We start from the raw sequence: 19238 nt of genomic DNA, 5'->3' as shown, positions 1-19238 counted from the left end.
TCTAGTTTTCATTCATATGCTTCTATAACAATAAATTTGAAAGCACGGCACACATCAACGTCTATAATTCATTGCCTCAGTTGATTAAGATGATGGTCCTTCCCTAGTTTTTACTATATTGCATAGCAAAGAATTATCGCGTACTTGCACGCAACTAACCATTCATATATCTTGTTGTGTATAATTTGAACACTGATGGCTCTATTCTATAACTTAACGCAACTAATTATAAAATTCTTTAAACATTAAAAGAAGGCCTACAAAATCAATTTAAAACAGTAAACATGAAAAAATTAATATTAGTGTTAGCATTAGGATTTGTTATCAATTCCTCGTTAGCTCAAGAAGTCAAGTCATATCATTTAAATGGGCAATTAGAATCTGTAGGTATGGAAAAAGATGGAAAGCGAACAGGTCTCTGGAAATTTTATGATGGTGAAAATGGCGGTTTTAGTGATGTAAAGGATAAAACAAAAACGGGTCCGTTAATTGAAGAAGGCACTTATGAAAATGGAAAAGAAACAGGAGAATGGAAATCCTATTATAGCAATGGTAAAATAAAGAAAATATATAACTATAAATCGGGTAAATTGCATGGAAAGTTTACACATTATAATGAAAAAGGAGAGTTAATCTGTATAATTGAAAACTTTGACGAAAACAATCCCGATATATATATTTCAACGTATCAACTTAAATTATTCCCTGGACATATAAAAATTTTAAAATCTTCAGAAAACAAATTATTGATAGAAGGTCTAATGGATTTATTAGGACAACCTTTCTCTAATAGTCATGAATTAACTAAAGTAAGCAAGCATAAATATAAATTTGAATTTGATGAATCTTACGTTGTGACGTTCGAGTTCAGACCTTATAATTCAGAAATGATTATGATTACAAATAATGATAAAGCTAGTATGGAAATGCCTTTTTTTAAAATACTAAAATAAGTATGTTCAGAAAAACAGACTAATAATCCGAATTCTATTCTAATAGAAATGAAAGGAACTATATTAAGATTAACGATCTACCAACACTGTATATAATTTACACATGATTAAGTTTTTTAGAAACATTCGAAAGCAACTACTTACTGAAAATAAAACTGGAAAACCTGTCAGCCGTACAGGCAGGTATTTTAAGTATGCTATTGGTGAAATCATTTTAGTTATGATTGGCGTGCTTCTAGCCATACAAGCTAATAATTTAAATGAGGCTAGAAAAAAAAATGAAAGCGTTGCAAACGTAAATTCGAGAATAATTTCAGATATAGAAAGAAATATCCAATCTGCTAATATTTTGATTGCCCAATACAAAGACATGGAATATCTCTACAAAAAGGTTTTAAATGATTCCATTAGTGAATCACTTCTCAATGAAGGTTTAGAGAATTTAACCACAGGTATTATTTTATTTGAATATGATAAAACAGGTATTGAACGATTAAAAGGATTAGAATTACAAGACGACAATTCAGTAGAAATTATCCGAATTTATGAAAGTGCAAATCTTCATATTAATGCCTCAGTAGAAATCATTGAGTCTAATATTAGGCGTAATTTAATTGAATGGAGAGATACTTATGATTGGTTTCAGAAATATGTCAAATTTGAGCTAGATGATGAAGCCAAAGATTATTTTGTTAATAGTCAAGATTATAAAAATAAAGTTTCTTATTCCTATATGTGCATTTATCAAAGCTATATTCCTACGATAGAAAATTTTATACTAGAATTAAAAAATTGGAAAAAAAATAATATTGAAAAAATTAACGAAGGCTAACAACTGAATAATTAAAACTAAGGATAATGAAAACACCTTCTAAGGTACTGTTTTTACTCTTGCTGACTGTTTTTAGTATGAAATCTTTTTCACAGAAAATAGTTGAATATTACGAACCAGTAAAACATGATAGCCTAAAAGTTGGAATAGGAGAAAATGACTTTTTACCTTTTATTCAAAAAGGCTATACGCTAATGCTTCCTGAAAATAAGGACCTAAAAGGTGTGCTCATTTTCCTCGAAGATTCTAAGTATGACAAAAAGAACAAGAGCTCAAAGCAGATGTATACTCAAGCTTCAGAAAAAGGCTTTGCAGTATTGTCAGTCTCAACCGAAATTCCTCTTGATTTTTACTTTTCTCAATCATCGATGCTTTCTACACACAAGCTAATTAGAGAAGTATTTGACAACTATAAGTTACCAAATAATAACATTTTCTTTTTAGGAGCGAGTTTAGTCGGACATAGAGCAATGCGTTATATTAAATTTATGAAAGAGGGTGATTTCAAATTTCAACTTAAAATTAAAGGTATTGTCGCTTGCAATTTTACGATGGATTTTACAAGAAAATGGTATCAACATCAACGTGATATAAGAATTAACCGAATTAACCTGTGGGAACCAAAATTTATAAACTATCTATTAGAAACGAACTTGGAAGGAACACCAAAAACTAATCCCGAAAATTATCACAACTTTTCTTCGTATAGTTACGCTGATGAAACGAATGACAATGTTAAGCTATTTAAAGACTATAGAGTTAGAGCGTATATAGAACCGGCAATAGAATATAAGCTAACAAAACAACTAAGAACATTATACGAGAATAATTCGACAGATATGGTAGGTTTTTTAGCTGAATTGAGAATAGCAGGAAATGAAAATACTGAATTGATTGTATTACAACCTGAAGACAATCCATCACAAGAAAGGAATACTCAATCAACTTGGGACTCGATAAATAAAGACGAACTTATGGATTGGATTCTAAAGCAGACAGAAAAATAATTACGCATAGCAGCTTGAGATAGCCGCTTGCGGAACAATTAAAAGCCATACACATGATTAAGTTCTTTAGACACATTCGAAAGCAACTGCTTTCGGAAAATAAAACTGGAAAGCCTTCCAACCGGACAGGCAGGTATTTAAAGTATGCTATTGGAGAAATTGTACTTGTGGTTATCGGAATTTTAATAGCATTACAGATTAACAACTGGAATGAAAACAGATTAAATAATAAAGCTCTTAAAGCATATCTAACTAGTTTTACTCAAGATTTAAATAGCGAAAAAGAAGGATTGGATGTGATTGTTAAATGGCATAGCTTTAAATATTACTCGATGCAATATCTTTTAAAAATGGAAGGATCGAACCCTTATGATCCAATTGCTGATCGCAAAAGTGACATCCCTTCTTTTAATACCCAAAATTATCCTTTTTGGGACAAAGAACTACCCGAGGTTCATAATAAAGAATTTATTCAACTCACCTATAGTATTATGCATAGAGCTGTTATATATCCTATGGCTAAATCCACTTTTGAAGAACTAAAAAGTTCGGGAATGTACTCGAAAATTAACCCGAAAATAAAATATGATATTGAATATTATTATGGAGCAATGGAGAATGACTTTAATGGTAAAGTTCAATCTTTGGCGATAGATTTTCAGGAATCTTTAGCAAAAGACGGTTTTATTACGACTGACACTTATAAATTACCAGATCCAATTAGCTTACTAAAAAATAATCCAGAAAGAATAGGCCTCATAAAACGAATGATAAGAGAATCTGGATGGACAGTTCAAAGTGCTATTAATGCGACAGCAAGAAATGAAGAATTAAAACAACTAATAGAAAAAGAAATAGCTAGTTTATAATGCCATATAACTAATGAATTAATGAATTAATGAATTAATGCTTTAAAAAAATAACGAAAGCCTACCTGCGGCAGACAGGCATAAGAACGTGTATCGTTAATTACAAGTATTTTTTAAGACAAAGGTTCTTCCCTACTTTTTGCTATATTGTATCGCAAAGAATAATTACGTCCTTTAACACAACTAACGATACGCAATAGCGTTGTATCCAAGCTGAAGAAACATTGGAACAATCAATTAACATAAGTGAAAAATTTAAAATTCCAAAAATTGGAAGATTACCATTCTACCTATTAATTGTAGTTTTTGTATTTCTATTGGCTGTATTACAAGACTATATCTACAGCAGAATTCACAACACAGGTTTTTACTTATCAGAATCATCCCTCTACAATACGTTTTGGATTTTTTTTATTCCGCTGACCATTTTTACAAACCGACTGATAAAAATTGTTAATCCTAAAAATAAATTCACCAAACTCCCTTTAAATTTAATGATTGGAGTATTTTTTAGTGTTCTGCATATACTATTATTTGCAGCGTTATTTGTGTTGGTTAGTCGTTTGATGTTTACACCATCACATCGGTTTTCCAGTATTTTTAATAGTGCCTTATCTAATCAATTCTATATTGCTCTATTGTGGTATATCATTTTTCCTGCAATTTATATTTCGAAACATCAATCGACTCATTTAAAAAAACAATATCCCGATAACATCAACCTTAAGATGGGTTCAAAAATTTTAAGTATTTCAACGTCAACGATACAATTAATTTCGACTGATAAGCCTTATTCCATTATTCACACAAACGACAAAAAGATTTTAGATAATAAAAGCTTAAAGGAATTTGAAACTGAACTCGACCCAAATGTTTTTTTAAGAGTACATCGTTCTTCAATTATTAACGCTACTTACGTTAAAGAACTGAAATCAAGAAATAATGGAGACTATGACGCAACACTTCAAAGCGGTCAAGTTATTCGGTTAAGCAGACATTTCAGAAATAATTGGAAACAGCTCATCCACTAAGCTATTTATTCACACCACACAGACAGTTCGTAGCAAAATATGCTGCTAACAACCCTATCAATGCCTAATTTTATTGAAAAACTTTATAGATGCAACTCATTATTAAAATAGGAATTTTGCTACTAGCTTGTTTAAATTTATCAAACTGTAATAGCCAAAACACCAAAAAAGAGACCGAAACTTTAAGTGATGATTTTGATAAATCAATGCCATTTTATTACAAAATGCCAAGAAAATTGTCCGCAATCGATACAAGTCCTGCATTTAAAGAAAAAGGACAGAAAATTTTACTTACAGGAACCGTTTATCAAATAGACGGCAAAACACCAGCTTCAAATGTAATTCTGTACTACTATCAAACCAATACTGATGGTATTTACGCCACAAAAGAAAGCGAAGAAAGAAATATGCCGAAAAATAAATTGGGGCATACTCACGGTTACATTAGAGGTTGGTTAAAAACCGATAAGCAAGGTAACTATTCAATCTACACCATAAAACCCGAAACCTATCCAAGTAGAGATCAACCTGCACATATTCATATTACTGTAAAGGAACAAAACATGAAAGAACCTTATTATATTGATGATTTTGTGTTTGATAATGACCGTCTTCTAACAACACAATGGCGAAAAAACATGGAAAATCGTGGCGGAACTGGCGTCATAAGATTTGTACAAAAAGACAATATCTGGGTTGGTGAACGCCATATCTATTTAGGCTTGAATATTCCTGACTATCCCATTGAAGATACGAGTCAAAAGAGATCAGGCAAAAACATTGGTGAAGATATTATATCCTTTACACCATTTCACGCTTATGGAGCAGACAAAGGCACAAAAACCTGCCCAATTTGTAAATACGGATGGTATCACGGGATTCTATATTTTGTAGGCAACAAACCAAATTGGAATGCTATTAAAGAATGGCTTACTTTTTTAGACACAGAAAGCCAAAAAAGAGAAGACTATTTGAAAGTTTATTTTGTTTATGGCAACGAATTAAACTACGATAAATACACCAGAATGCAGGAATTGGAAAAACTGGGAACCGAACTTGGTTTAAAGAAAGTAGCCCTGACTTTTGTACCTTCTTTTAACGATAAACCTTCAGAAGTACATTTAAATAAAATTGACCCAGATACTGAAAACACGTTTCTGATTTATAAACGAAGTAAAGTTATTGATAAATACGTCGACCTGAAGCCAAACCAGCAGAATTTCAATAAGATTATAAACCGATTAGATAAATCAGCAAACGACTATTTTAAGCTTTCAAGACCAAAGCAAAATTAATGTCGGCGTTCAAAAACGTGCATATTAATTGCTAACATTGGCAAAACTAAGGTCCTTCCCTACTTTTTACTATATTGTAGTACAAACAACAACGTACGTGTATCCAACTAAATCTGCACAACATCGTTGATTGTCATTGTTCAAAATGATGAAAAGAAATAATTGTAATAATTGTGGAACTGATTTCGAAGGAAACTTTTGTTTCAATTGTGGTCAGATTAATTCGGCTAACAATAGATTAGCGTTTTCAAATATTGTAAAAGACTTCTTTGATAATACCTTCAATATTCACAAAGGCTTTTTTTATACCTTTTGGAATCTGATTATCCAACCTAGTACAGTTTCTAAATCTTATATTCAAGGGAAACGCAAGACATACACAAATCCAACACGATATTTAGTAATTGCTCTGGCTGCATTGGCAACTATGTTATATTGGACTCAATCGAATGACGTCATTGTTAATGATAGTTTTCAAGGCTTTTCATTTTTATCTGAACAGCTAAACAAAAGTATGCGACTATGGGACTTAAGATTACTTACCGACTGGACTTTATTAGGTAATTTGATAGAGGCTCTGGTGTTTCCTTTCGGTTTTTATTTGTTATTTAGAAAATTAAAATACAACTATTCCGAACTGCTTGTTCTTAGTTTTTATCTTATATCTAACTCCATATTTATAGTCATCCTGTTGGATGGACTCCCAAAACTTTTAATAGATTTTCATGTACCAGTAGTTTTTGTTTTTGGAGCAATTATAATCTATTACTCGTATGCTTTAATTAATTTCTTCAAAGACATTCCGCTATTAAAAAGAATATTTTTTATTTTAATTGGTCTAATAATATTTGTCTTGCTTCGGTTCTTTTTAATACCTCTGATACTTGCTATATTATTTCCTATATGATTTTTTAGTCCTATAGGGATTGAGATTTAATTATAATACATCAGAAAGAAAAACGCCACACACGACGTGCATAGTAAATTACTACTGATTTCCCTATCAAAAAACCATTGAAATTAATTAAATTAGTAGCTAAACGGAAAAGGATGATAGCCATTTTCCGTAAGTAACCTTACACAAACTCGTTGGGCATCATTATGACCAACCAATGACAAATGATAAAATTCTTCAGACACATTAGAAAACAACTACTTTCAGAACATAAAACCGGAAAGTCTGCCAGCCGAACAGGCAGGTATTTGAAATACGCAATTGGTGAAATCATTCTTGTGGTTATAGGGATTTTGATCGCACTTCAGATAAATAATTGGAATGAACAGCGAAAAATAAGAAATGCGGAAGTTGAAATCCTTCAAAATTTAAAAACTGAATTAAAATTCAACCTTGAAGAACTTAAAGAGATAAATAATCAACATAAGTCGGAACTTGAAGATGGTATGTTTATTTTAAAACTTTTTGCAACTGATGTTTCCAACCTTTCTGAATCAAAATTAGATTCGCTGATGAATAATGCTTTTAGCGGATATTCATTTGAAGCTAAAGATGGCTACATCAAATCACTTATTGCATCCAATAAAATAGATTACATTCAAAACGCTGAATTGAAATCTTACATTTCATCTTTTGAATCGATGATTATAGACGCCAACCAAGAAGATGGCTACGTAAGAAAGCTCTTAAATGAACGCTTATGGCCTACATTAGATGGCAAATTAAGTACTTTAAATGCCATTACAACATCAAAAAGATATCAAGATTTTCCAAAAGGCACCTATTCATCAGACTATCAATGGTTCTTCAATAATCGTGAAATGGAAGACCTAACAGCCAATATTTTTATCTGGAAAAAAGAGAATGTAATAGATGAACAAGTTTTTATGGATAAAATCGAAATAATGATTCAGATTATTAATTCAGAATTAAAAGAAAACTAACGGAAATTCTATACCATTCGTTAGTAAACATTTGAAAACCTATGACTAAAAAGATAATTTGCGTTTGGATTGGAACTTTCAAATCTGAAGACCAATTCTACAACAACTACCTAAATTTTGATTACACAAACGATGACGCACCTGAATCTGAATTTGCAAAAGATTCTGAATTAAAATATTATGATGAAGATTTTATGGAAAGTTGGTGGTTTAGTAAACTGGAATTACATAAACTAACGGAATATAAAGACGACTTACTCGACTCTGAATACTTTTTCGACGAACTTATTTCTGAATTAAAAAAAAGAGACTTATCAAATCGACATTCGATTTCGTTTTTATTTGGAGAAAAAGGAGAACACTCAACAAATGAAATGCTATTTGAATACAACGGAATGAAAACTATTGAAAAGCCTATAGAATTTGTTTTCAAAAAAGAATATCAATTATAATTACGTAATTGCGTCTAACGTACTAAATTCAATTGTAACAATTTGACCAAAATCATAAAATGAAAGTCAACTATCAAAATTGCACTATTGAAATAACAAATGAATCTGATTTGGATACTGCGGAAATTAGTCAGAAATTCAATAAACAATATCCTGCCGATTTAGGGTTTGAATTAGAATTTAAACCGTCTTCAAAACATGGCATTCGAATCACTGAAAACGGAATTGAAACCTATAGCGCATTACTATCAGAAACAGCAGGAGCCACAGGGATTTATGAACACTCATTTCTAATTAAAAATGATCAAATTTATATTTGCTGTTCTAACCACATATACGCTCTAAATTTAGTAGATTTATCAGTTAACTGGAGGCTTCAATGTGACATGGCGACCTGTTTTGGCATTTATGAATTTGGCGAAGACTTTATTGTTCACGGAGAAATTCAAGTAAGTAGAATTACTAAAAATGGTGAAATTAAATGGCGTTTTACTGCAAGAGACCTGTTTATAAATCCAGATGGAAAAACAGAATTTAAAATCGTTGAAAATAGAATCGAATTAATAGATTGGGAAGGATATAAATATGAACTGAGCGCCGAAGGACAACTATTAAAGGAAGAAAAAACGAAGTAAACTCCCAAACCAACAATTAAAACTAACGTATTGAAAACTGGAAAAATACAATTAACCAACATAAGAAAAGTCGCAAAAATTCTCAACAGAAATAATTACTTACTTATTTATTTGTATTGGCTTAGTGCTTCTCCTCTATTTTAGTTTAATTTATTAACTTAGACTTCTACAATGCAACGAAATTTAATCACTAACGGTTGTGCATTGACATTTCAATTCAAAAAACTATTGATGATGAACTATCTTTTAACATGTTTTATAGCTATACTCTCAATGAATATCTGCTTTTCACAAAAAACAAATCCGAATTACGACCAGGAATTAGCGACCAAATTAGGTGCAGATGACTACGGAATGAAAAATTATGTATTCGTTATTCTAAAAACGGGAACCAACGAATCTACTAACAAAACTTTAAAAGACAGCTGTTTTGCAGGTCATATGAGTAATATTAGTCGCCTAGTTAAAGAAAAGAAACTCATTGTAGCTGGACCAATGGCTAAAAATGACAACACATATCGTGGCATTTTTATTTTGGATGTGCCTACCCTAGAGGACGCTCGTGTTTTACTTGAAACCGACCCAGCCATCAAAGCAAAGTTTTTAGAACCCGAACTCTATATGTGGTATGGTTCTGCTGCCTTATCTGAATACCTAGATGCTTCTGATAAAGTCTGGAAAGTAGGATTTTAAATAAATAAAACGACAATGAAAGTAACACTCATCAGTATCCCAGTGAGAGATCAGGAAAAGGCACTACAATTTTATACTAAAAAACTGGGCTTTTTAAAAAAGAAAGATCTCCCATTAGGAGGAGGCAATAGATGGCTTACACTAGTTTCTGCTGAATGGCAAGATGGTCCAGAATTATTATTAGAACCGGCACCTAATCATTTTGAACCTTGTAAAGTGTATCAAGATGCTTTGATGGAAGCAGGATATCCCTACACACAATTTGATGTTGACAATGTAGAAAACGAATATAAAAGATTAACAAAACTTGGCGTTGATTTTAGTGTTAAGCCAACTAAAATGGGAACTGTAAAATATGCCGTTTTAAATGATACCTGCGGAAATAACATTCAACTAGTAGAAGAATTGTAAACTACAAAATAATGATGTCAGAAAAATTCATACAATTAATGATCATTGTTTTAACTTTAAGTGCTTGCAATAAAGCCTCTCAAAACACAGAAGTAATTCCTGAATCCGAATTAAATCTGACAAAAATTGATAGTTTAAACACAAATTTCGAAGTTGAAAATTATATTAGAAAGGTTAACAGTCGCTACAAAGAATTTGAGTTAAGGAGAATTCAAGATTTTGACAGAGGCTATAAATCAGATAGTTTAACCAAAAAAATGGCTAATCAACTTAAAATAACTAAAGCCTTTTATAAAACTGATTTTGACAATAATGGATTCACAGACATCTTGGTTATAGGAGACAATAAAGATTGTTTTGGAGAAACATCCTGTAGCTTCAATTCAATGGTTTTAATGAATTTTGATAATGACAGTATAAAAGTTATAGATGTAGTTAAAGATCATTCAACATCCATAGTTCCTGTTATTGAAAAAGAAAACGGACAATCTTTTTTAATAATAAATACTCCTAATCAAATAAATTATAAAAATGAAAAATATAGAGACGAAACCATTGATAAGCTTATTTATAAATATGGAAGTTTTATAGAAGTAAACGCAAATCCAATTACTCATAATATAGAAACTATAGAATATTCAACAGGTCCATGTTATGGAACATGTCCTATTTTTCAACTACATATAGACGCCGACAAATCTGCCACATTTAATGCCGGTCTTTATAATTTTGATAAAAATCATGACCTCTTCAATCCTAATGGAGACCGAACTTTTAAAACAAAACTGTCTAATGAAAAATATCAAGAGATTATTGAGTTAATTAATTATTTGGATTTCGAAAACTTAAAAAACAACTATTGGGTAGACTGGACAGACGATCAAAGCTGTACATTAAAAATAGTCTATGATGGAGGAAAAGTGAAACTAATTAAAGATTATGGTTTGATTGGAACATACGGACTTACAAGATTATACGAGCTTTTATTTGAATTAAGATTTAATCAGGATTGGCAGGAGTTAACTACATCTAATAACAATTCACAAAATTAATTAAAGCAACCAGTTCTCATATTTACACTATTTTACTAACTTATGCTTAGTCAACAGGACTAATTAATACATTAAAATGTTGGTCATAATATTTCAAATAAACAGCTTAATAAAATAATAATTTCCTGAAAATATTGAATTCAAATTTCAAAATAAGAAACGTCGTAAAGGACGACCTAACACGCATTTTTCAACTGGAAGAAGAAGCTTTTGGGCCAAACAATTATCCTTTGTTCGTGCTTAGACAACTATATGATATATTCCCAGACCTCTTTTTGGTGGCTGTAGACGAACTAAATCAAATAAAAGGGTATTGTTTTGGAGGCATCGATTATGACCATAAAATGGGTTGGGTCTTTGCTCTAGCTGTCGTAAAATCAGAACAAAAGAAAAAAATCGGTCAGCATATGACCTCTAAATTGTTAACGGTATTCAAAAACAAAAACATCAGTACCATTCAGTTAACAACTACTCCCGACAATAGTGCTGCTATCAGTTTATACGAAAAATTAGGTTTCAAAAAGAAAACGGAAGTCATGAACTACTATTTCGACAATTCTCCAAGGCTACTCATGAAATTAGAATTAAACTGAACTCATAATTACCAACAAGGCGAATCGTTAATTGTAACGACTCAAGACGTACATATTCTTATCTTACAATTCACTATATTGTATTTCAGAATTAAAAAGAAAACATGTCGGCATAGTAACCAATCATTAAAATAACAACAATGAACCTTCTAAAAACATTTATCGCTTGTATTGCATTATCCATTTGCTCTGTATCTGCACAAGAAAAATGCATAAATGAAGGGCATCTTAAAAAATTAGACGCCTCCTGGGAAAAAGCGCAATTAGAATTAGACTTTGATTTTATCAAATCACTATTGGCCGACGATTTTATTTGGGTTCATAATCATGCCAATACAATCGATGATAAAACTGCTGTTTTAGAAAGAATTGGAAGGTATACAAGACAGAACAAAAAAGACACCAAATCACGAAAATCGAAAGCGGTTAAAGTAATCATTTCAGGAACTACAGGAATCGTCAGTGGCTATACCATTATTGATAGAGGTCCTACCCCAACCACCTATCATTTTATGAGAACCTATGTAGAGAAAAAAGGAAAATGCTATCTCATCGCTAATCACACTATGGCTGTTCCTGAAAAAGAATAAAGGTTGACAAGTTATCAGTACGTATTGAAAACTATTGATTTAGTAAAAAAAGAAAAAATGAAGCCTGAAATTCTAATCTTACTAGTATTTACGATGCTTTTAAATTGTAAAAAAGCAACAACTGATAGGAGTAACACAGATTTAGAAAAGGATAAAACTGAAATTGATACATCAAAGTTTAAAATTGAGGATGGTTTTTTAAAAGCACCTATTGACTCGTATTGGCATGACAAGCTGCTCATCGGAAAAAAAGACAAGCTTAAAGGGTTGAAGTCTTTAAATATTAAAGGGCATCGCTTTTATGAATTAGACGCAAACGGAAATATCACAGCAATCTATGACATTTCAAATAATTATGAAGTCTTAACATACGACGCTAAAAACAGATTGGTGAAATCAGAAATTAAACAACATACACCTCCAGAGGTTTATTATGATGTTGTATATAACTACTCAAAAAATGATTCCGTAATTGAAATACAAAAAACGTCTTATGCTGACAATAAATTAGTCAAACGTGAAATTATTAAAGAGGACATTTTACTCAATAGTGATGACGTAAAGCAACTAAATTTTACAAGCAAACAGAAGAATGACTATTACTTCAGCGCTATAAAAAATGAACTCCTCACCTATAGCGAAAAAATGGTGTTTTGCTGTGGTGTGATCATGGACGGAAAAAACAAACTCACCTATTACCTCAATAAAAATGAACTCATTGACAGTCTGATTATAGAAAGCCTTGAGAATAATAAAACGATGACATTTGAATATGTTTATGAATAAAACTTTACCCGAATAAAAACGTTAATCTCCTACAAGTGCATCTTCAGATTACTTATCGGTCTCGTATATGGAAGAAACCAGTAGTTTCAATGATAACGAACTATACATCTGGACAAATAGGTAAATGGGAAGAAAAACATCGTAGTCGATTTAAAACAATCGGAGAAACAATAGGCTTGTACAAAGATGACCTTGTTCCAAAAAACTGTATGCCTAGTTATTTACCTATATTCATACCAGTAGAAGTCGTTAAGCAGAAAAAGTAAACCGTTTAATATTCTTTCACTAACTTAGTTTTTATAATATTGTTGAATGTAAACATTTTGTAACATCCAGCGAACAACTAACTCAAAACTATAAACTTTATGTATACTAAAAAGGTTTTCAAAATTAAGGATATGGCAAAATGGACGCGTTATGAGACCCTTTTGTTTGTAGCTATAATCGTCATATTTGTATCATTATATTACTTTTTTGACTTAGAATGGTTAAAAATCCCTTGGACACCTTTAGCCTTGATTGGCACTGCAGTTGCTTTTGTTATTGGTTTTCAAAATAATTCTGCCTACGGAAGAATTTGGGAAGCCAGAAAAATTTGGGGCGGCATTGTTAATACTTCCCGAACGTTTGGTATGTATGTGCAAGACATGGTAAGTAATGAATATGCTAAAGAAAAATGCTCTGAAGAAACCTTACAACAGGAAATCAAAACATTAACTTACAGACATATCGCATGGATGACAGCATTAAGGCATGCCATGCGTGTTTCTAAACCTTGGGAAACTGTTATTCATGAAAAGACTAACAAAGAATGGAGTAAAATGGTTCGTCCACCCGAATGGGAATCTAACGTTGAAGATGACATGAGACCTTATCTTTCTAAACAAGATTTAGACTATGTGATGAGCAAAAACAACAAACAAACAGCGGTTCTTTACCTACAGTCGCATCATTTAAAACAGCTTAAAGAAAAAGGCATTGTTTGGGAATTTTCTTTTTTACAAACTGAGGGTGTTCTGGAAGAATTATTCACACTACAAGGCAAATCTGAACGCATCAAAAATTTCCCTTATCCGCGACAATTTGCAACCTTAAACCACTATTTTATGTGGCTTTTTGTGCTATTATTGCCTTTAGCAATTGTACCGCAATTTGCTGAAATTGGAAAAGAAATGACTACACTTCATCCTACAGTTGGCTCGTTTTTTATTTGGCTTTCAGTCCCTTTTTATATTATTGTTGCTTGGATTTTTCACACCATGGAACGTATTGGACGCACTGGTGAAAATCCGTTTGAAGGTTCTGCTAATGATGTTCCAATATCTAGTATGGCTCGTGGCATTGAGATCGATTTAAGACAAAATTTTGGCGAATCATTAGACGATATTCCAAAGCAATTTCCTGTAATTTATGATACACAGATGTAAGTCTAAACTTTATAAATTGATGTTTTTCTTTTTAGTCACAACAGATTCTACAGAATCATCTCGCAGAAATTCATTTAAGGACTTAGTCTAATTCACGTAAAAACTCAATAACTGAAGCCCAGTAGTCTTCGGCTCCTTTTTGGCCTGTCCACAAAGCTCTTGAGCCATGAAAACCATTAGATTCTGGAATAAATTGCTGTTGCTTCTTTTTTAATTTTAAATCGCCAATTAAAGTCTTTAATACTTCGGCTTCTTGCTTTGACGAGCTCACCCAAAAAGGAATATCAATTTTTGAAAAAACAGTGGCTAAAGATGGAGCTTTATCACCAAAATAATCTCCAGGACTAAAACCAATTATAGCTTTTATTTTAGGATTATTACGACTTTCCAATAAAGCTAAACTGGATGAAAAGGAACTGCCCCAAACTATAACTTTTTGCTTGTAAAGTTGGTTGAGAAAGGCCACAGCAGCAGTGACATCTTGCTGAGCATCTATCATTTCAGAATTCAATCCTTGTTCAATGGCACGTTGATTTGTTGTGTTTGGCTCTCCAGCAAAAGTGCCTCCAGAACGTAAATCTATCGCAAGGCAATTATAGCCTAAGGCATTTAATCTTGGTGCTATATCGGCATATTCAATTCGGTTATATCCTGCTTGGTGACATAATAACACTATTGGCTTTTGTTTATCCACTTCATATAAATTCCCATTTATAATCAAACCATCAGATGCCACAAACTCTACAGTCTTTGTAACATGCTTTTTCTCGAATTCCCCTATTTGAGGAGATTGTACACTTTCTTGTTGCTGACGCCTGGCTTCGGCTTCTTGTTTAATTAAATTATCTACCAACTCAATCTTTATTATTTTGCCAGAACTATCAAAAAATATAATAGATTCTCTTACTCCAAGAACCTCAAAATCATACTTTACTTTTGCACTACCTTGCTTACTTTCAATAAGCGTCATACTTTTAAGTTTTGGTAAATTTGACACAATATTTTTCATTATGGCAGGCGTATTTGTTGTTGGAATGTCTACAAACTTTAATTCAGAACTCATAAACGCACTTATTGCTGTTGTGTTTTTTTCGGCAAAACTCTTAGCAAAAGCATCAATCTGTTTTGAATAATCTTGACCTGTTGCACAAAATGTTGTGAGAAAAAGCAGGATTCCAATACTACGATTCTTCATAAGCTTTAATTCATGTTTAATCTTAGGATATTTCGGAATTATAATTAATAGCAAACCAATGTTATATACTATCATTTCATAGTACCAAGGTGCTGAATCTGGAAAAATTAAAAATGCAATTAACATTAATAGTACACCCATCACCGAAAAAAAACTGTTTTTTATTTTTAAAAATTTCATAACTCTTATTTTATGTTTCTATTTGATTAGTGACAAGCGTTTGGATTTTATGACAGAATAATTTAATTATCTGTGTTTTTAAGGTTATTGATAATTGTTTCAATCTGCTTGATTAGCGGACGCCAGTTAACTTTAGCTGCTTTTTTATTTAGCCATCCTATGTAAACAAAGAAGAACGCTATCAAAAAGGTGAACATTAATTTTGCTTCCCATTTATAAACCAACTGTTCTACAATACTTAGTGGTTGGCTGGATTTTGAAATGCCCCAAATTATGAGTGTATTTGCAAAAAAAAGTGGAAATGACGCCCAATATAAAACTGTATTTAACAGCTTAAATTGACCCAACATAAACTGTTTTTGGTTAACTAACTGGTCGTGAATAGGTAAAAACAAGGCTTTTGTAAACTTACTTTTTCGATGGTTCCTCAATTTAAAGATGATATATACTAATGAGAGAATACCAAGTATTGACCCTATAAACGAAATCAAATTAGAGTAAAGATAAAGTGTATATCCAAAGCCAATTATACCAACAATGGCTGCTATAATTTCTCGTCGGTCTCTTCTACGAACAATATGTTCTCTACCTTCCATACCAGCCTTAAAATCTTTAATTAATTGATTTTTATCAACTGAGATATATTCGTTTTTTGAAGAACTTTTCCAAATCTGTCTTAAATGATATTCTTCCATATTAGTTTAGCTTTGGGTTAATACAATCAAATAAACGCTTGCGAATTCGTTTCATCTTTACTGCTATATGATTTTCAGATAAACCAGTTACTGTGGCAATTTCTTTATACGACAATTCTTCCAAATACAACACAATAATCAAAGTATCACTTTCATTTAAGGTTGTAATACATTGCTTTAAAAACCTAAATTTTTCTTGTTCAGATTCATCTATTGAAGTATCGGCTACTTTAAAGGCTATCGCTTCTAACCTTACCTTTTTATCATTACTTTTTTCAAATTTCAATTTAGATCGCATACACACATTTAATGCAATTCGGTAGATCCAAGTATCAATAGTTGAGTTTCCTTTAAAACTGGATAAAGATTTCCAAATTTGAAACACGACTTCCTGAAATAAATCTTGTGGCTCTATAGGATTTATTGCATAAATCTTACAGATACGATAGATTTTTTCTTTATTAGCTTCAAGTACTTGTTCGAAATTCTGGTCCAGCACGTTTCTTTTTATCTCTTTACTGTTTTAGTTACAGAAGTTACGGAAATATGACAATTAATAATTACTATTTTTAATAGGTTTAAGGTTAAAAAAACACAAAACGCAACACCTTAAAAATTAACTACTTAATGCTAAAACCTTCAGAAAAGCCCGCAGTTGTTCGTCTTACTCATTTTCTTTTAGTAATTTTAAAGGATGTAACGTACGTTACCAACGTATAAATGAAAATGGTCATGATAAGAAATAATTGGAACGAAAAATGGAAAGAGATTGTATTTGACGAAAATATTTCAGATGCAGAAAAGTTTAAAATCTCAAATTACGGCAGAATTAAAAATTGTAAAACCGAAGAAGAATTCCTAGTCAAAAAGTACTACATTAATGGGTATCAAAACTTACCTGTAAGACAAAAAAAGAATGGAAAATTAACCAGTAGATATGTTCATAAACTGGTTGCTCAACATTTTCTTGAACAAAACGATGGCATTTGTGTGATTCATCTCAACTATGACAAAACCGATAATCGTGTCGAAAATTTAAAATGGGCTACTAAGAGAGAAAAAGAGGTGCATCAGTTTAGCAATCCAGATTTTAAAAACATCGTCCGTAAATTACCTTCACATACTAAATTAACCGAAACTAAGGTTAAACTCATTAAACGGAAAATTAATGATCCCAACCGAAGAACTCGCCTAAAAATGATTGCCAAGCAATTTGGAATTTCTGAAATGCAACTCTACCGAATAAAAACTGGAGAAAACTGGAGCTCAGTTACTGAATAAAAAAGCATTAGCCTTATCCTTGTTGCTATAATTGTGATGAGTTATAATCAACTTAACTTTGCTTACCTATAGTTCATTTTTTACTACCTTGTATCACGACTGTTTGAACGCCCCATTTAAGCGAAATAAGACTGTAATTAAATCAACAAAAGGTATGAATTCAAATGTAGATTGGTTCTTTGACAAAGACACGCCATGGAAACAAGAATATAACGAATTACGTAAGATTGTACTTGACTGTACTTTGGTAGAAGAATTGAAATGGGGCGTTCCCTGTTATACTTATAATAAAAGTAACATTGTATTAATTCACGGATTTAAAAAATATTGCGCACTTCTGTTTCATAAAGGCGTTTTATTAAAAGACACCAACACTATTCTTATTCAACAAACCAAAAACGTTCAATCGGCCAGACAACTTCGGTTTACCAGTTTACAAGAGATTATTGATTTAAAAACGACCATCAAATCTTATATTTTTGAGGCCATTGAAGTTGAAAAAGCAGGATTAGAAATAAAACTGAAAAAGACGTCTGAGTTTAAAATCCCTGACGAATTTAAAACATTGTTAGAAAGCAATTCTGAAATAAAATCAGCATTCTACTCCTTAACACCTGGACGACAACGAGGCTACCTCCTACACTTTGCCAATGCCAAACAATCAAAAACCCGTCAATCTAGAATTGAAAAGTCCATACCCAACATATTAAACGGCAAAGGTCTAAATGACAATTATAAATAATGAAAATACTAATTATTGGAGGACACGGGACTATTGGAAAAAAAGTAGTGTCCCATTTTAAAGAAAAAAATGATATTGTAATAGCTGGACGTAGTCAAGGAGAGGCAACTGTTGATATTGCAGATAGTGATTCTATTAGCGCAATGTTTGAAAAAACAGGAACCTTTGACGCTATCATTTGTATCGCAGGTGAAGCTAAATGGGACGACTTTGATAAACTTACTGAAACCGATTACTATATTGGTCTTAAAAGTAAACTTATGGGACAAGTTAATCTGGTGCGTATAGGTCAACACTATTTAAAACCAAATGGCTCTATAACCTTATCTACTGGTATTTTAGCCGATGATCCGGTTGTAAAAACTACGAGTGCTGCCATGGTAAACGGAGGGATTCATAGCTTTGTAAAAGCCGTAGCACTTGAAATTAAAAACGGAATACGAGTCAATGTCGTATCGTCAGGAATGGTTGAAGATGCTTATGAAAAATACAAAGATTACTTTCCTGGACATCATCCCATACCCATGACTAAAGTTATCAATGCTTATATTAGAAGTGTTAAAGGCAAAGGTCATGGTGAAATTATCAGAATCTACGACTAACATAATTGATTTCTTTAA

General features: G+C 31.8%; 23 protein-coding genes. 20 read left to right on the top strand and 3 right to left on the bottom strand.

Going from position 1 to position 19238, the window contains the following annotated elements:
- Window positions 1-284 precede the first annotated feature (284 nt).
- From N4270_RS10655 to N4270_RS10575, 17 genes are all read left to right on the top strand, one after another.
- A complete protein-coding gene (locus N4270_RS10655) occupies window positions 285-953 on the top strand; it encodes a toxin-antitoxin system YwqK family antitoxin (RefSeq protein ID WP_260097087.1) in 669 nt (222 codons plus the stop codon).
- Between the two features lie 103 nt (window positions 954-1056).
- A complete protein-coding gene (locus N4270_RS10650; protein ID WP_260097086.1) occupies window positions 1057-1785 on the top strand; it encodes a hypothetical protein in 729 nt (242 codons plus the stop codon).
- A gap of 26 nt (window positions 1786-1811) precedes the next feature.
- Entirely contained in the window at window positions 1812-2792 is a 981-nt protein-coding gene (locus N4270_RS10645) for a hypothetical protein (protein ID WP_260097085.1), read from the top strand.
- 53 nt (window positions 2793-2845) lie between these two features.
- Window positions 2846-3661 carry a DUF6090 family protein gene (locus N4270_RS10640; RefSeq protein WP_260097084.1) on the top strand — a complete coding sequence of 272 codons (816 nt, stop codon included), beginning with the start codon at window positions 2846-2848 and terminating at the stop codon, window positions 3659-3661.
- A 224-nt stretch (window positions 3662-3885) separates the two neighbouring features.
- Window positions 3886-4692: a LytTR family DNA-binding domain-containing protein gene (locus tag N4270_RS10635; protein ID WP_260097083.1), complete on the top strand. Its 807-nt coding sequence runs from the start codon at window positions 3886-3888 to the stop codon at window positions 4690-4692.
- 89 nt (window positions 4693-4781) lie between these two features.
- On the top strand, window positions 4782-5987 hold the full coding sequence (locus N4270_RS10630; protein WP_260097082.1) for an intradiol ring-cleavage dioxygenase: 1206 nt from the start codon (window positions 4782-4784) through the stop codon (window positions 5985-5987).
- Between the two features lie 148 nt (window positions 5988-6135).
- Window positions 6136-6894 (top strand): DUF3667 domain-containing protein, encoded by a 759-nt coding sequence (locus N4270_RS10625; protein WP_260097081.1) that lies wholly within the window; start codon window positions 6136-6138, stop codon window positions 6892-6894.
- A 212-nt stretch (window positions 6895-7106) separates the two neighbouring features.
- Window positions 7107-7886, top strand: coding sequence for a DUF6090 family protein (locus N4270_RS10620; protein ID WP_260097080.1), 780 nt, complete (start codon window positions 7107-7109; stop codon window positions 7884-7886).
- A gap of 41 nt (window positions 7887-7927) precedes the next feature.
- Window positions 7928-8338: an immunity 22 family protein gene (locus N4270_RS10615; RefSeq protein ID WP_260097078.1), complete on the top strand. Its 411-nt coding sequence runs from the start codon at window positions 7928-7930 to the stop codon at window positions 8336-8338.
- Between the two features lie 59 nt (window positions 8339-8397).
- Window positions 8398-8973 (top strand): hypothetical protein, encoded by a 576-nt coding sequence (locus N4270_RS10610; RefSeq protein ID WP_260097077.1) that lies wholly within the window; start codon window positions 8398-8400, stop codon window positions 8971-8973.
- A gap of 273 nt (window positions 8974-9246) precedes the next feature.
- Window positions 9247-9666: a YciI family protein gene (locus N4270_RS10605; protein ID WP_260097076.1), complete on the top strand. Its 420-nt coding sequence runs from the start codon at window positions 9247-9249 to the stop codon at window positions 9664-9666.
- A gap of 15 nt (window positions 9667-9681) precedes the next feature.
- The gene (locus N4270_RS10600; RefSeq protein ID WP_260097075.1) at window positions 9682-10077 is read left to right on the top strand and encodes a VOC family protein; all 396 of its coding nucleotides are present in this window, start codon (window positions 9682-9684) and stop codon (window positions 10075-10077) included.
- Window positions 10078-10088: 11 nt separating this feature from the next.
- Window positions 10089-11129: a DUF6438 domain-containing protein gene (locus tag N4270_RS10595; RefSeq protein ID WP_260097074.1), complete on the top strand. Its 1041-nt coding sequence runs from the start codon at window positions 10089-10091 to the stop codon at window positions 11127-11129.
- A gap of 134 nt (window positions 11130-11263) precedes the next feature.
- Window positions 11264-11722 carry an N-acetyltransferase gene (locus N4270_RS10590; protein ID WP_260097073.1) on the top strand — a complete coding sequence of 153 codons (459 nt, stop codon included), beginning with the start codon at window positions 11264-11266 and terminating at the stop codon, window positions 11720-11722.
- A gap of 140 nt (window positions 11723-11862) precedes the next feature.
- Window positions 11863-12312 carry a nuclear transport factor 2 family protein gene (locus N4270_RS10585; RefSeq protein ID WP_260097072.1) on the top strand — a complete coding sequence of 150 codons (450 nt, stop codon included), beginning with the start codon at window positions 11863-11865 and terminating at the stop codon, window positions 12310-12312.
- A 57-nt stretch (window positions 12313-12369) separates the two neighbouring features.
- Window positions 12370-13098, top strand: coding sequence for a hypothetical protein (locus tag N4270_RS10580; protein WP_260097071.1), 729 nt, complete (start codon window positions 12370-12372; stop codon window positions 13096-13098).
- A gap of 365 nt (window positions 13099-13463) precedes the next feature.
- Window positions 13464-14525, top strand: a complete 1062-nt coding sequence (locus N4270_RS10575; RefSeq protein WP_260097070.1) for a bestrophin family protein — start codon at window positions 13464-13466, stop codon at window positions 14523-14525.
- An 82-nt stretch (window positions 14526-14607) separates the two neighbouring features.
- On the opposite strand, the gene N4270_RS10570 is transcribed toward N4270_RS10575, so the two are convergent.
- From N4270_RS10570 to N4270_RS10560, 3 genes are all read right to left on the bottom strand, one after another.
- Window positions 14608-15900 carry a lysophospholipase gene (locus N4270_RS10570; RefSeq protein ID WP_260097069.1) on the bottom strand — a complete coding sequence of 431 codons (1293 nt, stop codon included), beginning with the start codon at window positions 15898-15900 and terminating at the stop codon, window positions 14608-14610.
- A gap of 62 nt (window positions 15901-15962) precedes the next feature.
- Window positions 15963-16595: a hypothetical protein gene (locus tag N4270_RS10565; protein WP_260097068.1), complete on the bottom strand. Its 633-nt coding sequence runs from the start codon at window positions 16593-16595 to the stop codon at window positions 15963-15965.
- A 1-nt stretch (window position 16596) separates the two neighbouring features.
- On the bottom strand, window positions 16597-17094 hold the full coding sequence (locus tag N4270_RS10560) for an RNA polymerase sigma factor (RefSeq protein ID WP_260097067.1): 498 nt from the start codon (window positions 17092-17094) through the stop codon (window positions 16597-16599).
- A 233-nt stretch (window positions 17095-17327) separates the two neighbouring features.
- Here N4270_RS10560 and N4270_RS10555 point away from each other — a divergent pair, with 233 nt between their 5' ends.
- The 3 genes from N4270_RS10555 (at window position 17328) to N4270_RS10545 (ending at window position 19220) form a co-directional block, all read left to right on the top strand.
- Complete coding sequence (locus N4270_RS10555) at window positions 17328-17876, top strand: HNH endonuclease (RefSeq protein ID WP_260097066.1); 549 nt, start codon at window positions 17328-17330, stop codon at window positions 17874-17876.
- 154 nt (window positions 17877-18030) lie between these two features.
- Window positions 18031-18618 carry a YdeI family protein gene (locus N4270_RS10550; protein ID WP_260097065.1) on the top strand — a complete coding sequence of 196 codons (588 nt, stop codon included), beginning with the start codon at window positions 18031-18033 and terminating at the stop codon, window positions 18616-18618.
- Window positions 18618-19220 (top strand): short chain dehydrogenase, encoded by a 603-nt coding sequence (locus N4270_RS10545; RefSeq protein ID WP_260097064.1) that lies wholly within the window; start codon window positions 18618-18620, stop codon window positions 19218-19220. Before N4270_RS10550 ends, N4270_RS10545 begins: the two co-directional genes overlap by 1 nt.
- Window positions 19221-19238 lie beyond the last annotated feature (18 nt).

This window comes from Psychroserpens sp. SPM9 (assembly GCF_025153525.1).
In the GTDB taxonomy this organism is placed as follows: Bacteria; Bacteroidota; Bacteroidia; order Flavobacteriales; family Flavobacteriaceae; genus Psychroserpens.
The sequence above is the reverse complement of the archived record's forward strand: the minus strand, read 5'-3'. Positions and strand labels throughout refer to the sequence as shown.